Raw genomic sequence first — 17,667 nt, forward strand, 5'->3', positions numbered from 1 at the left:
ATGCGGACCTTCGAGGTGAGGACGGGCGAGATTGACAGGCGCAGCTTCGTCAAGGCTGCGGGCGTAGGTTTTCTGGCCGCACTTTCCCCGGAAAAGCTGATGGCGCTCGATCGATCGGATGCAGTTTTTGCGTCCGCCTTCCGCGCTCCCGACGGAAGCTACGGTGTCGCGACGATAACCGAACGGGGCGAGATCATAGAACGGATCGCCTTGCCCGCGCGGGCTCATGGCCTCTCCTACTGTCTGCTGACAGGTCGGTGCGTCGTCTTCGCGCGCCGTCCCGGCACATTTGCGTTGATCTTCGACCCATCAGGACAGGATGAGCCGGTCTTGATCAGCACTCCCTCCGGACGTCATTTTTACGGACACGGTCACTTTTCCCCGGACGGTCGACTGCTCTATGCAAGCGAGAACGATTTCGATGGGAACCGGGGCGTGATTGGCGTGTACGATGCCAAGTCCCAGTTTCGCCGGATTGCCGAGTTCGATGCAGGTGGCATCGGCACCCACGACATGACAGTGTCCGATGACGGACGCCTGCTGATCGTTGCCAATGGCGGCATCGAGACACATCCGGATTTCGGCCGCACCAAGCTCAATCTCGACCGCATGCAGCCGTCCCTTGCCATTCTCGATGCCGCGAGCGGCGAGATCATCGAGCGGCACCCAATGCCGGACCATCTGAGGCAGCTTTCCACACGGCATCTGGATGTGGATCGGCGTGGCCGGATCTGGTTCGCCTGCCAGTATGAAGGTCCGCGCACCGATCATCCGCCTTTGACCGGATACTTTGCTCTTGGCGACGATATCACCTTCATCGATATTCCGCCGGAAACGACCGAAAAGCTGGCGAACTATGTCGGTGCAATTGCCGTCAACCGTCGTGAGCGTCTGGTTGGCCTAACCTCACCGAAGGGTGGCTATGCGGTCATTCTCGATGCAGTGACGGGGCAGGTGTTGAGGGAGGATCCTGTCCCGGATGCGGCAGGGGTCGCCAGAGCGCCAACCGGCATCGCAGTCTCTACCTATAGCGGCGAGCTCGAGGGAACCCGTTCGAACGTGAACTGGGACCAGCATCTTGTCCGGCTTGGGTGAGCAAATCATGGTTCGTAGCGACACGTTTCGTGAGCATCCGAACGAGCCTGCGACTACACTTTTCCTGACACCACCCTAAATCCGGCATCATGAAAAAGATCCTCATCCATGTCCTCTTCGTCGCCGTTGTGGTCGGGCTTGGCGCCTTGATCGGCATCGCCAATATTCCGGGCGAATGGTATCAGGCTCTCAACAAGCCACCCTTCAATCCGCCCAACTGGATCTTCGGTCCGGTCTGGACTACGCTCTATGTGCTGATCGGCATTGCGGGTGCCCGGACGTGGCTTGACTCGCCGTCCTCGTCGCGGATGCAGATCTGGTTTGGCCAGATGGTTCTGAATTTCCTGTGGTCCCCTGCTTTCTTCGGCATGGAAAGCACGGTGCTCGGGCTGATCGTCATCATTCCGATGCTGGTGCTCATCGTGCTCTTCATCCAGCGTAGCTGGAACAAGGACAGGATCAGCGCGCTCCTGTTCCTTCCCTATATTGCCTGGGTCAGCTTCGCGACGCTTCTGAACCTTTCCCTGTTCATCCTGAATTGATCCTGTCTCTTGCAGCCTTCCCGATGCCGTGCCAGTTTCGCGCCGACAAAGGGGCACAGGATGGATGAGGTCGATCCCGGAGATTTCCGGACAAGGGTAAGGCAGAGTTTCGGGCGACAGGCTTTCATGGAAACGCTTGGCGCGGACCTGACACGCGTCGAGCATGCCATGGTCGAAATTGAAATGCCGTTCGATGCAAAGCTCACGCAGCAACATGGCTTCCTGCATGCGGGAGTGATTTCCGCAGCACTGGATGCGGCCTGTGGCTATGCGGCCTATACGGTCATCGATCCGGATGCGTCCATCCTGACCATCGAGTTCAAGGTTAACCTCTTGTCTCCTGGACGTGGCGAACGCTTTCTGTTTCGTGGCGAAATCACAAAACCGGGTTCCACCATCATCGTCGCAGATGGCAGGGCCTATGCGCTGACCAACGGCCCGGCCAAGCTGATCGCTTCCATGAGCGGCAGCATGATGGTGATCCGCGGGCGCGAGGATGTGACCGGATGACGTTCGAGTTGAAGACGATTGCCGGAAAACGGCTGCTCTTTGTCATGGCGGCACTGCCCGAATATGGCCCACACCTGAAGGCGCGGTTCAAGCCGCTGATTACCGGCATCGGGCCTGTGGAAGCGGCCGTTACGTTGACAAAGGCATTGAGCGCGCTCAGCGCCAGACAGGAATTGCCGGATCTCGTTGTCTGCCTCGGCTCTGCCGGCTCCCGGACACTGGCGCAGACGGAAGTCTATCAGATCAGCTCGGTATCCTATCGCGACATGGACGCCTCGCCGCTTGGATTCGAGAAGGGCAGAACGCCGCTTCTCGACCTGCCCGCCGTCATCGAGCTGCCGCTACGCATTCCCGGCGTTCCAGTAGCCAGTCTTTCGACCGGTGCAAACATCGTTTCCGGCGACGCCTATGACTTGATCGACGCCGATCTGGTGGAGATGGAAACCTTCGCGATCCTGCGCGCCTGCCAATCCTTCGATGTGCCCCTCATCGGCTTGCGGGGCATTTCCGATGGGAAAGCAGAATTGCGGCATGTCGGCGACTGGACCGAATACCTTCATGTCATCGACGAGAAGCTTGCCAAAACAATCGACCGTCTAACGCAGGCACTAGAATCCGGCACTTTGAGCCTCTGAGTCAGTTGCAAAAATGCCCGTTCTTCATTAAAGGCTCGCCATGACCCAGATAGCCCATCACGACCGCCTCCTCATCATCGATTTTGGCTCCCAGGTGACGCAGCTTATCGCGCGTCGGCTGCGCGAACTGAACGTCTATTGCGAAATCCATCCCTATCAGAACGTCACCGACGCCTTTCTGGCTGACTTCAAGCCGCGTGCAGTGATCTTCTCCGGTGGACCGGATTCGGTGACGCGCGAGGGTTCGCCGCGTCCGCCGCAGTCGGTCTACACGCTGGGCGTTCCGGTTCTCGGCATCTGCTATGGACAGCAGGTCATGATGCAGGATCTCGGCGGCCAGGTTGAAGGCGGAAAGATTTCCGGCGGCGGCGGCACAGCAGAATTCGGCCGCGCCTATGTGACGCCAGCCGACCAGACCGATCCGTTTCTCAACGGCTGGTTTGCGGAAGGCCGCGAGCAGGTGTGGATGAGCCATGGCGACCATGTGAGCCGCATCGCTCCCGGTTTCGAGGTTTATGGCACGTCGCCCAATGCGCCTTTCGCGATCACTGCCGATCCGAAGCGGCATTTCTACGCCGTGCAGTTCCACCCGGAAGTGCATCATACGCCAAACGGCAAGACGCTGTATGAGAACTTCGTCAAGCTGGCGGGCTTCGAGGGCGACTGGACCATGGGCGCCTATCGCGCCGAGGCCATCGCCAAGATCCGGGCTCAGGTAGGTGACAAAAAGGTTATCTGCGGTCTTTCCGGTGGCGTCGATAGTTCGGTTGCTGCGGTTCTTATCCATGAGGCAATCGGCGAACAGCTGACCTGCGTTTTCGTGGATCATGGCCTGCTGCGTCAGGATGAGGCCCAAGAGGTCGTCACCATGTTCCGGGACAACTACAATATCCCGCTGATCCATGCGGACGAACAGGACCTGTTTCTGGGCGAGTTGGAAGGCGTGACCGATCCGGAGGTGAAGCGGAAGACCATCGGTCGTCTCTTCATCGATGTGTTCCAGAAGCACGCGAACACCATCGAGGGTGCCGAATTCCTCGCTCAGGGCACGCTCTATCCGGACGTGATCGAAAGCGTATCCTTCTCGGGTGGCCCATCCGTCACGATCAAGAGCCACCACAATGTAGGCGGCCTGCCGGAAAAGATGGGTCTGAAGCTGGTCGAGCCGCTTCGCGAACTCTTCAAGGACGAAGTGCGTGCGCTGGGCCGCGAGCTTGGGCTGCCGGAGAAGTTCATCGGCCGCCATCCCTTCCCCGGTCCCGGCCTTGCGATCCGCTGCCCCGGCGAAATTACCCGAGCCAAGCTGGAAATCCTGCGCAAGGCCGATGCGGTCTATATCGACCAGATCCGCAAGCACGGTCTTTATGACGAGATCTGGCAGGCTTTCGTGGCGATCCTTCCGGTGCGCACGGTGGGCGTGATGGGCGACGGACGTACCTATGACTATGCCTGCGCTCTGCGCGCCGTGACCTCGGTCGATGGTATGACAGCGGATTATTATCCCTTCACGCATGAATTCCTTGGTGAGACGGCAACCCGCATCATCAACGAAGTCGAGGGCATCAACCGCGTGACCTATGACATTACCTCGAAGCCTCCGGGCACGATCGAGTGGGAATGACCCCAGAGAACAGTCAATCGAAGGCCGGGGATAAATTTCCGGCCTTTTTGCTGTCACATGCGCCAGACAACGGCGCCGCCGGACATGCCCGCACCTGCGGCCGTCATCAGCAGCGTTTCGCCGCCTTTGAACTGAGCTTGTGCATTCGCAATAGAAAGCGAAAGCGGAATGGTGGCGGCGGATGAATTGCCATACTCACCGAGCGTTCGGATGGAGAGATCTGTATCCAACTCAAGTCGCTCCTCCAGCGCATCGATGATACGACTGTTGGCCTGATGCGGGATGAAACGATCAATGGAGGAGGGTGACAGGTTCGCGCTTGTCAGCGCCTTTGTCGCGCAATCTCCCATCATCTCGACCGCCAGCGAAAAGACCTTGCGGCCATCACGCATCGACATCCGCGTTTCCTCCAGATCCATCGCCATTTCAAAGGGCTGGACAGATCCGCCCGCGGCAATGCCGATCAGCTCGTAATTTGACCCGTCGGAAACGAGTTCCGAGCTGAGCAGACCACGACCCGGCTGCGTCGAGGGTGACAGAACCACAGCACCCGCCGCATCAGCAAACAAAATTGCGCTTGCCCGCTCCTGCCAGTTGATGCGGCGGCTCAGAATATTGGCGGCAACGACGAGTACCGGCTTTGCCTGCGTTCGCACAAATCCGTCAGCCAGAACGAGTGCCTGGATAAAGCCGGAACAGGCGCCAGCGAGATCCACCGCACCTGATTGTTTCAATTCCAGACGATGAGCCAGAAGCGGCGCTGACGGAGGCAGGAGATGATCCGGCGTGGAGGTGGCCAGCAGCACCATGCCAATATCTCGCCGATCTAGCCCTGACTGATGCAGCGCCATGGCCCCGGCCTTGGCAGCCATATCCGTCAATCGATCCCCAGGCATTGTCCAATGCCTTGCGCGGATTCCGGTTCGCCTCTCGATCCAGCCAGTCTCGATATTGAAATGAGCTTCCAGTTCCGCATTCTCCACGCGGCGCTCGGGCACGTAATGACCGAAGCCAGCCATATAGCTTCCGATCACAGTGCACCTCTAGCAAGCTGATCGATGCCTTCCGAAATTGCATCATAGGCGAGGTTCAGATCCGCCTCCGTCACGCAATAAGGTGACATCAGATAGACGACATTGCCGAGCGGTCGAATAAGTACGCCGCGCTCACGGAAGAAGCGCCGAAGTTTTGGCCCCACATCGGAGAGGTAACCGCTCGCCGGAACAGCCAGTTCGACAACGGCAATGGTTCCAATCTGGCGAATATCAGCAACGTCTGCATTGTTTTCGAAACGTCGCAGCCTCTCGCGATGCAGGGTCTCGATTTTTCCGATCCGGTCCAGAACCGGTTCATTGCACCAAACATCCAGATTGGCGACCGCCGCCGCACAGGCGATCGGGTTGGCCGTATAGGACGAGGAGTGGAAGAAGGTCTTCCGGCGCTCTGTCGAGTAATGCGCCTCGAAGATCTCCGATGTCGCCAATGTGGCAGCCAGTGGCAATGCACCGCCCGTGATGCCCTTGGACAGACATAAGATGTCCGGCGCAACGCTCGCCTGTTCGCAGGCCAGCACTGTGCCTGTTCGCCCCCAGCCGGTCATCACCTCATCCGCAATCAGCAATACGTCGTGACGCTTGGTAATCTCTCGAAACTGGACGAGAAGTTGCGGCGCGTAAATCTTCATGCCGCCTGCACCCAGCACAAGCGGCTCGATGAGGAGCGCCGCGGTCTGACCCGAACTGCAAAGGTGTTCCAGGGCATCCAGCGTCTGCTGCTCCTCGCCTGGATCGGGAAACGGGATCGTATCGACGCCGAACAGCAAGGGCTCGTAGGCGGCGTTGAACACGCCACGTTCTCCGGTCGACATCGTGCCGATCGTATCGCCGTGATAGCTGTGCTCCATCACCACAATGCGGGACCGCGTCAGGCCTCGATTGTGGAAGGTGCCGAGCGCCATCTTCAGCGCCACCTCGACCGCCGTTGATCCGCTATCGGAGTAAAACACGTGGTTCAGGCCCGCCGGTGCGAGCTTTACCAGTCCCCTTGCCAAATCCTCCGCCGGTTCATGGCTGTACTCGGCGAAGATGATCTGGTCATATCGGTCGAGCGCGTGGCGGATTGCCTGCATGATCAGCGGATGCCGGTGACCATGGGTGATGACCCACCAGGAGGAGATCGCATCCAGCACGCGCCTGCCGCTTTCCTCGATGAGGTAGGCTCCGTCGGTGGCGGCTATCTTCTGGAGGGTTGGTTCGAGCGCGTGTTGCGTAAAGGGATGCCAGACGGGCGATGTCATGCCTTTTCTCCCACAAAGTCATCCATATCAAAGTGGGCGCTGAAGGCTTGCCGCAATGTCTCAGTGTCCAGTCTGTCGAGCTTGGGCAGACGCCCGAGAACCCTGACCATCCCCAGTTCGGAAATGATTGCCTGGCTGTCGCGAACCTCATCGCCGATGAAGACTACACCGAGGACCGGGATCCTTCGCACCCGCATGGCTTCCAGAGACAGAAGTGTGTGATTGATGGTGCCGAGCGCCGTTCGGGCGCAAAGTATGGTCGGCAACTGCCAGCGGGCGAAGACATCCGCATAGGTGATGCGTCGGGTCAACGGCACCAGAAGCCCGCCCGCCCCTTCGATCACCAATGGCCTTTCAAGCTGCGGCGGAACAAGCGCGAGCGGATCGATCTCGACACCATCTATCTGCGCGGCCAGATGGGGAGAGGCAGGCGTCTTCAGCTTCCACGCCTCCGGTAGGATTCGAACCGGTTCGGCCCCGGCAAGACGCGCGACCAGTTCGCTATCGGTTTCCTCCTCCAGCCCGCTCTGCACCGGCTTCCAGTAATGGGCATCCAGCGCCTGTACGAGCGCTGCTGAGAATACGGTTTTCCCAATGCCGGTATCGGTACCGGTTACGACGAAGGTTTTGCTCATCTCTCGTCTTCCAGAATGTGTGCCAGTTGATCGACCATTCGTTCAATCGTCCCCTGGTCGACGTTGAGGGTAATGGTGATGCGCAGCCGCGCCGTGCGCGCTGGCACCGTTGGCGGGCGAATGGCGCGAATATCAAATCCCGCCGATTGAAGCCGCTCCGCCACTCGAACAGCCTTGGCATCCTCCCCAAGGTGAATGGGAATGATCTGGGTTCTACTGGTCGCAATACCGAGGCGCTCGCCAATCCGCCGGTTCGCAAAGCTTGCAAGATCCTGAAGTGCCGTCCGGCGCTCCGGCCGCGACTGGACGAGCGTCAGCGCCTCCAGCACTGCAAGTGCCTGCAATGGCGGAGGGGCCGTGGCGTAGATGAATGGACGGGCGCGGTTGATCAGGAAGTCGCAAAGTGTGCGGCTGGCACCGACCAGACCGCCGAACGCACCCAGTGCCTTGCCGCAGGTGTGCAGTGTGATGACGTTCTCTCTTCCCTCCAGCTCCGCTGCAAGCCCACGACCATCCGGCCCGTGCACACCCGTCGCATGGGCTTCATCGATCACCAGAAAGGCATCGTGGCGATCCGCGATCTCCGCGAGATCGGCCAGCGGAGCGATATCGCCATCCATGGAATAGAGACTTTCAACGACAATCCAGGGATGCCCCTTGCCGCCTTCCTTTCTCCAAAGCCGGATTGCGTCTTCGAACGCCGCAGCTTCATTATGTGCAACACCTCGAACATCGGCGCGACTTGCCCGCATGCCGTCGTGCGCACTGGCGTGGACCAGCATGTCATGAAGGATCAGATCGCCAGGCTGCGGAAGCGTGGACAGGATGGCGACATTGGCACTGAAGCCACCGCCAAAGTACAGCATCCGCCCTGAGCCGAAAAAGCGGGCAGCCTCTTCCTCCAATGCCTCGTGTTCTTCATGATGTCCGCGCAAGAGGCGCGACCCTCCCGAGCCTGTTGCAACGCCCCTATGCAAAGCGTCGATCATTCGGGCAGCTAGCTCAGGGGAGCGGGCAAGGCCGAGATAGTCGTTGGAACTGAAATCTGCCCCTGCGGGAAGGTTCAGTCGGCGCAGACGACCCCTTGATGCCAGAGCATCCAGTTTATCCTCAAAAGCGTTAGTGATCGTCGCCATATTATAGATAATTCTTCGAAAGCCCTGTCCAATCAGGAGTATCTAACCCAGTCGCAGAATTTTTTATAGATAAAAATTTGGTGGCAAAAAAGAAGGCGGACCGAGGCCCGCCTTTGTTGAGGTGACTGCGCTGGGAATTTAGATGCACTCGTAGGAAAAACTCAGGAAATCGGCGGTCTTTGCGCGCCCTGTCACATCGAACGCGAACATGCCGGCAAAGGCTCCGGTGAAGGAACCGTGCTCCCCTCGACCGCCTTCATCGGAAACGACACCCGCGTCCAGAAGCGGACCAATCGGCGTCCAGTCCGCCTCCTGCGAAAAACGATAAAAGAATTGCAAGTCGTTCTCGCGAATTTCCATCGCGAGATGCACAGGCCCCTCGGGTAAGGCAACTCCACTTTCAATGGGAAACTGCATGCGGGCATGCGGGAAGTCACCGGGGCAGGAGAAGATCGTCACCACGCGTCCAAGCTTCTCATGCCATGTCACGACGAGCGCGTGAAACTTGTGCCGGTTATAATAGTGAGTGAGGCCTGCTGCCTGCTGATAGGTTTCAGGCTCAAACTCCAGAACCGTCTCTGCACGGAAACTGTGGTGCTCCTGCCTGCGCGCCACAAGCGCCTGTTCGAACCAGGAACCGATGCTTTCGCGCCCGATCAGCCGCAAAGCACCCGACCGCTCCGTCAGCGAGAAGATGCGTGCCGGCTCAGGCGTGCGCAACCACTGGAAATCTTTCGGAAGCTCGGGCTGATCGAAGGAATAATCAATCCGAACCGGCTGTTTCAACGGCTCCACATCCTTGGGCGCGGGCACATGCACTGCTGGCACGGCGCTGCCATGGGCCAAATACAGCCAATCGTCACGCCAGACGCATTTTTGAAGTGCCGTTTCACGCCCCAGCGTGCAGCGGCGTTTAGGGGCCATCGGGCGTCCGCAGAGATGCGTGTGATAGGCCTCACCATCCGGTGTCTCGACATATTGGCCATGCCCGGCTCGCTGAAGCACGGCGTCCGGCGCATCCTTGGAGGTGATGAGATGCACATCCGGATGCATCTCATAGGGGCCATCGATCTGCCTGGAGCGCGCCATGGTCACCGCATGGTCATAGCCGGTGCCGCCTTCCGCGGTGGTGAGATAGTACCAGCCATTGCGCTTGAAGAGGTGGGGTCCTTCGACCAGACCCAGAGGACTGCCGGCAAAGATGTTCTTGATCGGCCCTTTCAGGCTTTGCGTCTGCGCATCCCATTCCTGCAGGAGGATGCCATCGAAGGCCGGATGTTTGGGCGCACCACCATAGCTTTCGGTGCGGTGGTTCCATTGCATGTTCAGGAACCACTTGCGCCCGTCATCATCGTGAAAGAGCGACGGATCGAAACCGGAGGAGTTCACATAGACAGGATCCGACCAGTCGCCTTCGATCGTCGGTGAGGTCACGATGTAATTGTGGGCATCCTTGAAATTACCATCCAGCCGCTTCACGTCGGTATAGACCAGCCAGAACAGACCATCGGCATGGGAAAGGCACGGCGCCCAGATGCCACAGCTATCCGGGTTGCCACGCATATCCAGCTGGCTTTTGCGCTCCAGCGGGCGGCGCACCAGCGTCCAGTTCACCAGATCGCGGGAATGGTGGATCTGCACGCCCGGATACCATTCGAAGGTCGAGGTCGCGATGTAATAGTCGTCACCCAACCGGCAGATGGAGGGGTCCGGGTTGAAACCGGGCAGGATGGGATTGCGAATCATCGTCATTTCCTCCTTGAAGTGCCTTCAAGCCGGTCTCACCTCCTCAAGCGGGACCGGCTTGTCTTGCATCCTACCGCAAAAGCGCCAAGGCCTCGTCGATACCGAGCGCTGCTGGCTGAGTGCAGGTGGTCGTCATATCGATGAAGCGCCCTTCCTCGCCTGATTTCAGGATCGAGGTCATGACATCGATGCCGTGCAGGGCACGGTCCAGAGAGCAGCGCGCGTCGCGGCCTTCGATCAATGCCATGGCCATGTCGGCAAGGCCTGCGGTCCGGTAGTTGGCGCGCGGGCCACGCGGGCTTTCCTGATTGTCCTTGGCGAAGGGGTGGTCCCACATGTCCAGCGGCTGGATATCCATGTTGCGGCCGGATGTTTCCACCTTGCCGCCGAAGAAGTTCGGGTCCGGCACATAGATGGAGCCCTCGGTGCCATAGAGCTCCATATTGGCATGGCGGTGAGACCACACATCCCAGCTTGCCGACAGGGTGATGGTCGCCCCATTCTGGAATTCCAGAAGCGCATGGATATTGGTTGGCGTTTCCACGGGGATCTGGGTTCCGGCCAGCGGCTGGCTGGTAACGGTGCGGGTCGGGTTCGCCATAGATGTCAGCGCACCAACGCGTTTGACCGGTCCAATGAGGTTGATGAGGTTTGCAATGTAGTACGGGCCGAGATCAAGAATGGGACCACCGCCGGCCAGGAAGAAGAAGCCGGGGTTTGGATGCCACATTTCCATGCCGGGGCTCATGACATGGCAGGTGCCGGACGTGATGCGCCCGACCGCGCCATCGTCTATCGTCTTGCGCGCAAGCTGGTGCGACCCGCCCAGGAAGGTGTCCGGCGCGCAACCGATCGCAAGGTTCTTCGCCCTGGCAAGCGCCCGCAATTCTTCGCCCTCTTGCAGCGAGAGCACGAGCGGCTTTTCGGAATAGACGTGCTTGCCCGCCTCCAGAATGGCCTTGGAAACGGAAAAATGCGTAGCCGGGATCGTGAGGTTGACGATGACGTCCAGTTCGTCATTCGCCAGCAGCTCGTCTACGGTCTGCGCCGTCACGCCATATTCCTCGGCGCGTAGTTGCGCTGCATTGGAGTTGATGTCTGCGCAAGCCAGCATCTTCAATCCCTTGAAGAGCGGGGCCAGCGACAGGTAGGTGGTCGAGATATTGCCGCATCCAATGATGCCGACGCCGAGTTCCTTGGTCATGGAGGTCTCCGTGCCCGATCTTTGTTAGTAGGTCTTGAAAGAGGTCATCGAGCGCGTGATCAGGCGGTCGAGATCCTTCGGGTTGTCGTGCTCGAGCACGAAATGCCGGGCAGAGGTCAGGCGCAGTTTCGCCATCAGGTCCCGCCAGGGAACGATGCCGTGCCCTACGTCTGTCCAGCCATCCTCATCGGTGTTTTCACCGGCAGGCGCGATGTCCTTCACATGGACGGCATGAATGCGCTTGGCTTCCTTTTCGATCCAGCTGAAAGGATCTGCCTTGCCGCGCACCACCCACGCGATGTCCGCCTCCCAGGCGAGATCCGGTCCACCGGCAAAAATCTGTTCCTGCGGGGTGGAGCCGTCTTCCAGCGCCTGAAATTCGAAATCATGGTTGTGCCAGCCGAAGACAAAACCGGCATCCTGATAGCGCTTGCCAGCTTCTCCCAGTCTTTGGCCAAAGGCGTGCCAGCCCTTGGCGTCCGCAGGCCGCTGATCGGGCATCAGATAAGGGCAGTAGATCGCTTCGATACCAAGGGCTTTTGCGATCTTGAGCGCCTGTTCCGGATCCTTTTCCAGAAGATCGAGGCCGAAATGGCCTGTCGGCATCGTCAGGCCGTTTGCATCCAGATCGGCGCGAAGAGCCTGAAGTGCGGCATCGTCCATCGTGGCGTAGATGCCGCCATAACCTTCAACCGTCTTATAACCAGCTGCCGCGAGCTTCTTGAGAGTTTCGGACAGAGGCGGGAAATTGCGGGCGCTGTAGAGCTGGAAGCCAAGGTCAGTCATGTCATCCTCCCGGGCTGAGGGCAGCCCATGTTCATCAAAGGTTGGCCTGCTCGCTCAGGAGCAGGATTGCAGGTCGTAGAGGCGGAAACTCGGCTCCGCCGCTGCGGGATCGGAAGGTGTGAAGGTGATGCGGCGGGTTTCTCCCGCGGCAAGGTCGAATGCGTTGTCGGAGAAGCGTCCTGGCGTTTCGCTCTCGATCATCACGTAAAGCGCAAGGCCTGCCGATTGCACGGTGAGGTCATAACCACCTGTCGGCGCAGGCTGAACATCAAGGCCAAGCCCTGCCGGTTGCAAATCCAGCGACTTGTAGGTGCCGTGTACATGGTGGCCTTCGCCTCCCATGCCATTGCTCGCCGTGAAGCTCCAAGCCAGAAGACTGCCAGCGGGAATTTCAGAAGCGGCAACAGTTGTCGCAATGACCGCCGCGTCCGGTGTGCAGACGGCATCCAGGCGCTTCAATTCAGTGCGCTCCCCATTCAGCGAAAGCAGCGACAGACTGAGCGACACCGTCACATCGTCCATTTTGTCATTGACCAGCGAGAGCCGGATCTCGGAACCATCTTCGGAGGGAATGGCTGCAACATTCACGGGCTGGAAGAAGCGGCGGGCGACATAGTGAAGTGCTTTCCAGCCGCCGCCATAGTCGAGGCTCGACCAGGAGGCGACAGGCCATGTATCGTTCAGCTGCCAATAAAGCGTGCCCATGCAATGGGGTTTCAGAGAGCGCCAGTAATCGACGGCCGTCCTGATGGCGAGCGCCTGCTGGATCTGACTGAGGTAGACGAAATTGGCAAAGCCTTCCGGAAAGCGGAAGTAACGGAACATTGTCGCGGCGATCCGCTCATTGCCGCCCACGTTTTTCTGATGCAGCTCGATGACCGGAGAGGCGATATTCATATCCCCCTCCCTCGCATAGGTGCGAATGACGGGCAGCGAGGTGTAGGACTGGAAGCCGAACTCCGAACAGAAGCGCGGCCTGACCTTGCGATAATCCTCGAACGGCTTGTTTTCGTGCCAGACAGACCAGTAATGCATATCGCCGGAGCCATCGGCATGCCAGGCATCGCCATAGTCCATATAGCCCGTGGCAGGACTGGACGGCCACCAGAGCGCATCGGGTGCAGCTTTCAGAAGCGCCTGCTCTATGGTTCTGTTCAGCCGATCATAGGAGACCAGATATCGATCGCGGTTCTCGATGGATTGCTTGAACCAGGTAAGCGCCCCGACCAGCTCGTTATCGCCGCACCAGAGAACGATGGACGGATGCGTGATGAGGCGTCGCACCTGATAATCGACTTCCGCCGCGACATTCTCCAGAAAATCGGGCGTGGAGGGGTAGAGATTGCAGGAGAACTGGAAATCCTGCCAGACCATCAGCCCCATCTGGTCGCAGAGGTCGTAGAACCAGTCCGCTTCGTAAAAGCCGCCGCCCCAGACACGGATCATGTTCATATTGGCATCGACAGCAGACTGCAGCAGGTCGCGCGTCTTTTCGTAACTGGTCAACGAATACAATGCGTCGGCAGGGATCCAGTTCGCTCCCCGGCAGAAGATCTCACGACCGTTGATGCGAAATGCAAAGCGGCTGCCGGCCTCATCCTTGTCCGTCAGCAGTTCCACCTGGCGCAAGCCGATCTGCCGGATAACGGTTTCGGACGGAATTTCGACGGCCAGTTCGTAGAGCGCCTGTTCACCACTGCCAGACGGCCACCAGAGTTTTGGCGCATCGATATGAAAGACATGGCTTACTGTATTTTCGCCGGGTCTTAATCCCATATCGAGGCGCACCCGGTCTTCGCCAAACGAGAAGAAGATGGGCGTCGTACCGGGAAATTTCGCAAACAGCGTAACGGTGACGCTGACATCTACGCCGTCCGCCGTGTGGGTTTGACGCGCCGCCACGCTTTCGATGCGGGATTCTTCCAGCTTTTTCAGCGCAATGGTGCCGTAGAGGCCCAGTGGCGCAATCGCGATATTCCAGTCCCAACCAAAATGGCATTGCGGTTTGCGCAGCATATTGCCGTTGGGAATGGGGGAGTTGCCTTCGTGATAGGGCACGAAGAAGGGCTGCTTTGCCTGCCGATCCGCCCCCTCGCGAATACTGGAATGAAACAGAATGCGAATTCTGTTCTCGCCGGTGCGCAAGCTGCGGGAGACATCTGGACGCCAGCGCCGGAAGCAATTGTCAGCTTCCAGCACAACCTCGCCATTGATTTCGACAGTCGCGACCGTATCGAGATCAGTGATGTCGAGATACCAGTCGCCCCCGGCATCCTCGAGAACGAAGTCCTGCTCGATCTGCCAGTCCTGTTCCGCAACCCATCGAAGGTCGAGTTCATTGCGCCCGAAATAGGGATCAGGAATGAGCCCCGCATTTTTCAGGGCCGTATGCACATCACCCGGAATGGGCATCAGCGCCTGCGTTGCATCGTCCAGAGACGAAAGCCGCCAGTTTCCTGACAGATCGATGATCGACTGCGACATGGGATCCTCAGATGCGGTCTTCGGTTTGCGCGTCAAACAAGGATGCAAGTCGCATATCGAAGCTCATACGAACCTGCGAACCGGGCGCATATCGTCGCGCACCGGCAATGCGGACAGACATGGTATGACCTGCATGCTTGAGCCAAAGGAGATTGTCCGCTCCCATCGGCTCTTCGATATCAACGACTGCCTGATGAAGTTCCCGATCGGCTTCCGGCTGGTCGATGCCGATATGCTCCGGACGCAGACCAAGCACGACTTGGCGACCAGCGGCCAGCGGACCGTTTGCCTCATAGCCATCGAGCAGGAAATCGACACCGTTGGTGCGAAAGACAGTCTTGCCGCCCGTCTCTATCAGTTCTCCCCGCAGAAAGTTCATCGACGGCGACCCGATGAAGCCTGCCACGAAGAGATTCCTCGGCTTGTTGTAGATGGCGATCGGATCATCAAGCTGCTGGATGACACCATTCTTCATGATGGCAATTCGGTCTGCCAGCGTCAGCGCCTCGATCTGGTCGTGAGTCACGTAGATCATCGTGTTCTTCAGGCTCTGATGCAGACGCTTGATCTCGACGCGTAGTTCCGAGCGGAGCTTGGCGTCGAGGTTCGACAGCGGCTCATCGAAGAGGAAGACATCCACATCACGTACCAATGCGCGACCGATGGCAACGCGTTGACGCTGACCGCCGGAGAGAGCGGCAGGGCGACGCTTCAGAAGCGGCCCGATTTGCAGGATCTCCGCAGCACGGGCAACGCGTTTGTCGATCTCGGGCTTTGGTACTTTCGCAACCTGAAGCCCGAAGGACAGATTTTTCTCGACCGTCATCTGCGGATAGAGCGCATAGGACTGGAACACCATGCCGATGCCGCGATCCTTCGGTTCTTCCCAGGTGACGTTCCGATCCTTGATGAAGATCTGGCCTTCGGTTGGCTCCAGCAATCCGGCAATACAGTTCAGAAGGGTGGATTTCCCGCAACCGGATGAGCCCAGAAGAACGATGAACTCGCCATCACGAATATCAAGGTTCAGATCCTTGAGAACGGTCACGGCTCCGAAGGAAAGCGAAAGGTTACGAATTGAAACGCTGTTGGCCATGAGAATCAGCCCTTTACTGCGCCGGCGGCAATGCCGCGGACAAACAAGCGCCCGGAGACGAAGTAAACGATCAACGGTACGGCACCAGTCAGCAGAGTGGCTGCCATGTTGACGTTGTACTCCTTCACGCCCTGGACGGAGTTGACGATATTGTTGAGCTGCACGGTCATCGGATAGCTATCCGGGCGGGTGAAGACGACACCGAACAGGAAGTCGTTCCAGATGCCGGTCACCTGCAAAATCATTGCTACGACAAAGATGGGTAGCGCCATGGGCAGCATGATGCGGAAATAGATCTGCCAGAACCCTGCCCCATCGATGCGGGCAGCCTTGAACAATTCTTCCGGCAAAGACGTGAAGTAGTTTCGGAAGAGAAGTGTCAGGATCGGCATGCCGAAGATGGTATGAACAATCACAAGGCCGGTCAGCGTGCCGTAGATGCCCAGTTCACGCAGAATGATGACAATGGGGTAGATCATCACCTGATAGGGAATGAAGGCGCCGACGATCAGGATCGAGAAGAACAGTTCCGAACCCTTGAAGCGCCAGTTCGCCAATGCATATCCACTGACGGACGCGACAGCGATGGACACCAGAACAGAAGGCACCAGAATGCGGACTGAATTCCAGAAGCCGCGTGAAAGGCCATCGCAGTTCAGACCGGTGCAGGCGCTGGCCCAGGCCTTCGCCCAGGGCTCGAACGTAATTTCCATCGGTGGCGAGAAGATATTGCCCATGCGGATTTCGGGCATGCCCTTCATGGAGGTGACGAACATCACGTAAAGCGGCAGCAGATAATAAAGTGCTGCGACGATCAGCAGGCCGTAGAGAATGATGTTGCGCCTTGAGAGCACCTTGCGCGGTTTGCGTCCGTTGGGGCCAGCCACCTGGGGTGAGACCGCATCGAAACCGGCCGCCGTGCTGTTGAGGGTGGAGATGTTAGCCACGCTTCTTCCCTCCGAATTCGAGATAGGCCCAGGGGATGATGATGATGGCGACCGTGACCAGCATCATAGTGGAGGCTGCAAATCCCTGACCGAGGTTCTGCGCCTGGAACATGTAGTCGTAGACGTATTTCGCAGGAACTTCGGAGGCGATACCGGGGCCACCGCTGGTCTGCGCCACCACGAGATCGTAGACCTTGACGATACCGGATGCGATCAGCACCAGCGTGGTGATAAAGACGGGGCGCATCATCGGAATGATGATCAGAACGTAAGTCTTCCACATCGGAATGCCGTCGACTCGAGAAGCCTTCCAGATATCCTCGTCTATGCCGCGAAGACCGGCCAGCATGAGGCACATGACAAGCCCGGTGCCCTGCCAGAGACCGGCGATCAGGATGCCGTAGATGACGATATCGGAATTGTAGAGCGGATCAAACTCGAACGTGGACCAGCCGAGGCTGCGTATAATGGACTGGACGCCGAATTCCGGGTTGAGGATCCATTGCCAGACCAGCCCCGTCACGATGAAAGACAGCGCGAAGGGATAGAGAAAAATGGTTCTGAACGTGTTCTCGAAACGGATTTTCTGGTCCATCAGCGCGGCGAGAACAAAGCCGATCACAAGGCTGAAGATCAGGGACAGAATGCCGTAGATGGCCAGATTCTGGATCGAGATGATCCAGCGGGGAGCAGCCCAGAGGCGCTCGTATTGATCAAGCCCGACGAAGCTGAGGCGTGGCAAAAGGCCCGAACGCGTGAATGAGTAGACAACGGTCCAAACCGTCCCGCCCAAGAATACGACGAGCGCAACAAGCATCATCGGGATCAGGGCAATTTTCGAATTCAGATTTTTGAACAACTGGCTGGGGCGGCCAGCCGAAGAGTGTGGCGTCATGAAGCAAGACCTCCGCATCGAAAACGGGCAGAGCAGGCG

Annotated in this window: 16 protein-coding genes; 5 read left to right on the plus strand and 11 right to left on the minus strand. The window is 58.5% G+C overall.

Annotated elements, in window-relative coordinates; all coding sequences use genetic code 11:
- The 5 genes from G6N80_RS09490 (at nucleotide 1) to guaA (ending at nucleotide 4,403) form a co-directional block, all read left to right on the plus strand.
- Entirely contained in the window at nucleotides 1-1,095 is a 1,095-nt protein-coding gene (locus G6N80_RS09490; RefSeq protein ID WP_165133317.1) for a DUF1513 domain-containing protein, read from the plus strand.
- An 89-nt stretch (nucleotides 1,096-1,184) separates the two neighbouring features.
- The gene (locus G6N80_RS09495) at nucleotides 1,185-1,637 is read left to right on the plus strand and encodes a TspO/MBR family protein (RefSeq protein WP_165133320.1); all 453 of its coding nucleotides are present in this window, start codon (nucleotides 1,185-1,187) and stop codon (nucleotides 1,635-1,637) included.
- A 60-nt stretch (nucleotides 1,638-1,697) separates the two neighbouring features.
- A complete protein-coding gene (locus tag G6N80_RS09500; protein WP_062555130.1) occupies nucleotides 1,698-2,147 on the plus strand; it encodes a PaaI family thioesterase in 450 nt (149 codons plus the stop codon).
- Nucleotides 2,144-2,782: a 5'-methylthioadenosine/S-adenosylhomocysteine nucleosidase gene (locus tag G6N80_RS09505; RefSeq protein WP_165133323.1), complete on the plus strand. Its 639-nt coding sequence runs from the start codon at nucleotides 2,144-2,146 to the stop codon at nucleotides 2,780-2,782. The genes G6N80_RS09500 and G6N80_RS09505 overlap by 4 nt, the downstream gene beginning before the upstream one ends.
- Nucleotides 2,783-2,822: 40 nt before the next feature.
- Nucleotides 2,823-4,403, plus strand: coding sequence for a glutamine-hydrolyzing GMP synthase (guaA, locus tag G6N80_RS09510; RefSeq protein ID WP_165133326.1), 1,581 nt, complete (start codon nucleotides 2,823-2,825; stop codon nucleotides 4,401-4,403).
- A 53-nt stretch (nucleotides 4,404-4,456) separates the two neighbouring features.
- On the opposite strand, the gene G6N80_RS09515 is transcribed toward guaA, so the two are convergent.
- The 11 genes from G6N80_RS09515 to G6N80_RS09565 all read right to left on the minus strand — a co-directional run bounded on the left by G6N80_RS09515 (nucleotide 4,457) and on the right by G6N80_RS09565 (nucleotide 17,628).
- On the minus strand, nucleotides 4,457-5,422 hold the full coding sequence (locus G6N80_RS09515; protein ID WP_165133329.1) for a beta-ketoacyl-ACP synthase III: 966 nt from the start codon (nucleotides 5,420-5,422) through the stop codon (nucleotides 4,457-4,459).
- 11 nt (nucleotides 5,423-5,433) lie between these two features.
- Nucleotides 5,434-6,699: an adenosylmethionine--8-amino-7-oxononanoate transaminase gene (locus tag G6N80_RS09520; RefSeq protein ID WP_165133332.1), complete on the minus strand. Its 1,266-nt coding sequence runs from the start codon at nucleotides 6,697-6,699 to the stop codon at nucleotides 5,434-5,436.
- On the minus strand, nucleotides 6,696-7,334 hold the full coding sequence (bioD, locus tag G6N80_RS09525; protein WP_165133335.1) for a dethiobiotin synthase: 639 nt from the start codon (nucleotides 7,332-7,334) through the stop codon (nucleotides 6,696-6,698). Before bioD ends, G6N80_RS09520 begins: the two co-directional genes overlap by 4 nt.
- A complete protein-coding gene (locus tag G6N80_RS09530) occupies nucleotides 7,331-8,470 on the minus strand; it encodes an 8-amino-7-oxononanoate synthase (protein WP_165133337.1) in 1,140 nt (379 codons plus the stop codon). Before G6N80_RS09530 ends, bioD begins: the two co-directional genes overlap by 4 nt.
- A 138-nt stretch (nucleotides 8,471-8,608) precedes the next feature.
- Nucleotides 8,609-10,216 (minus strand): glycoside hydrolase family 43 protein, encoded by a 1,608-nt coding sequence (locus G6N80_RS09535; protein ID WP_165133339.1) that lies wholly within the window; start codon nucleotides 10,214-10,216, stop codon nucleotides 8,609-8,611.
- A 70-nt stretch (nucleotides 10,217-10,286) separates the two neighbouring features.
- Complete coding sequence (locus G6N80_RS09540; protein ID WP_165133341.1) at nucleotides 10,287-11,420, minus strand: Gfo/Idh/MocA family protein; 1,134 nt, start codon at nucleotides 11,418-11,420, stop codon at nucleotides 10,287-10,289.
- Nucleotides 11,421-11,444: 24 nt separating this feature from the next.
- A complete protein-coding gene (locus G6N80_RS09545) occupies nucleotides 11,445-12,206 on the minus strand; it encodes a sugar phosphate isomerase/epimerase family protein (RefSeq protein ID WP_062555121.1) in 762 nt (253 codons plus the stop codon).
- 54 nt (nucleotides 12,207-12,260) lie between these two features.
- Entirely contained in the window at nucleotides 12,261-14,690 is a 2,430-nt protein-coding gene (locus G6N80_RS09550) for a beta-mannosidase (protein ID WP_165133343.1), read from the minus strand.
- A 7-nt stretch (nucleotides 14,691-14,697) separates the two neighbouring features.
- Nucleotides 14,698-15,786, minus strand: coding sequence for an ABC transporter ATP-binding protein (locus G6N80_RS09555; protein ID WP_062555119.1), 1,089 nt, complete (start codon nucleotides 15,784-15,786; stop codon nucleotides 14,698-14,700).
- Nucleotides 15,787-15,791: 5 nt separating this feature from the next.
- Complete coding sequence (locus tag G6N80_RS09560) at nucleotides 15,792-16,733, minus strand: carbohydrate ABC transporter permease (protein ID WP_062555118.1); 942 nt, start codon at nucleotides 16,731-16,733, stop codon at nucleotides 15,792-15,794.
- Entirely contained in the window at nucleotides 16,726-17,628 is a 903-nt protein-coding gene (locus G6N80_RS09565; protein WP_062555117.1) for a carbohydrate ABC transporter permease, read from the minus strand. Before G6N80_RS09565 ends, G6N80_RS09560 begins: the two co-directional genes overlap by 8 nt.
- Nucleotides 17,629-17,667 lie beyond the last annotated feature (39 nt).

It is taken from the genome of Rhizobium rhizoryzae (genome assembly GCF_011046895.1).
GTDB classification, from domain to species: domain Bacteria; phylum Pseudomonadota; class Alphaproteobacteria; order Rhizobiales; family Rhizobiaceae; genus Neorhizobium; species Neorhizobium rhizoryzae.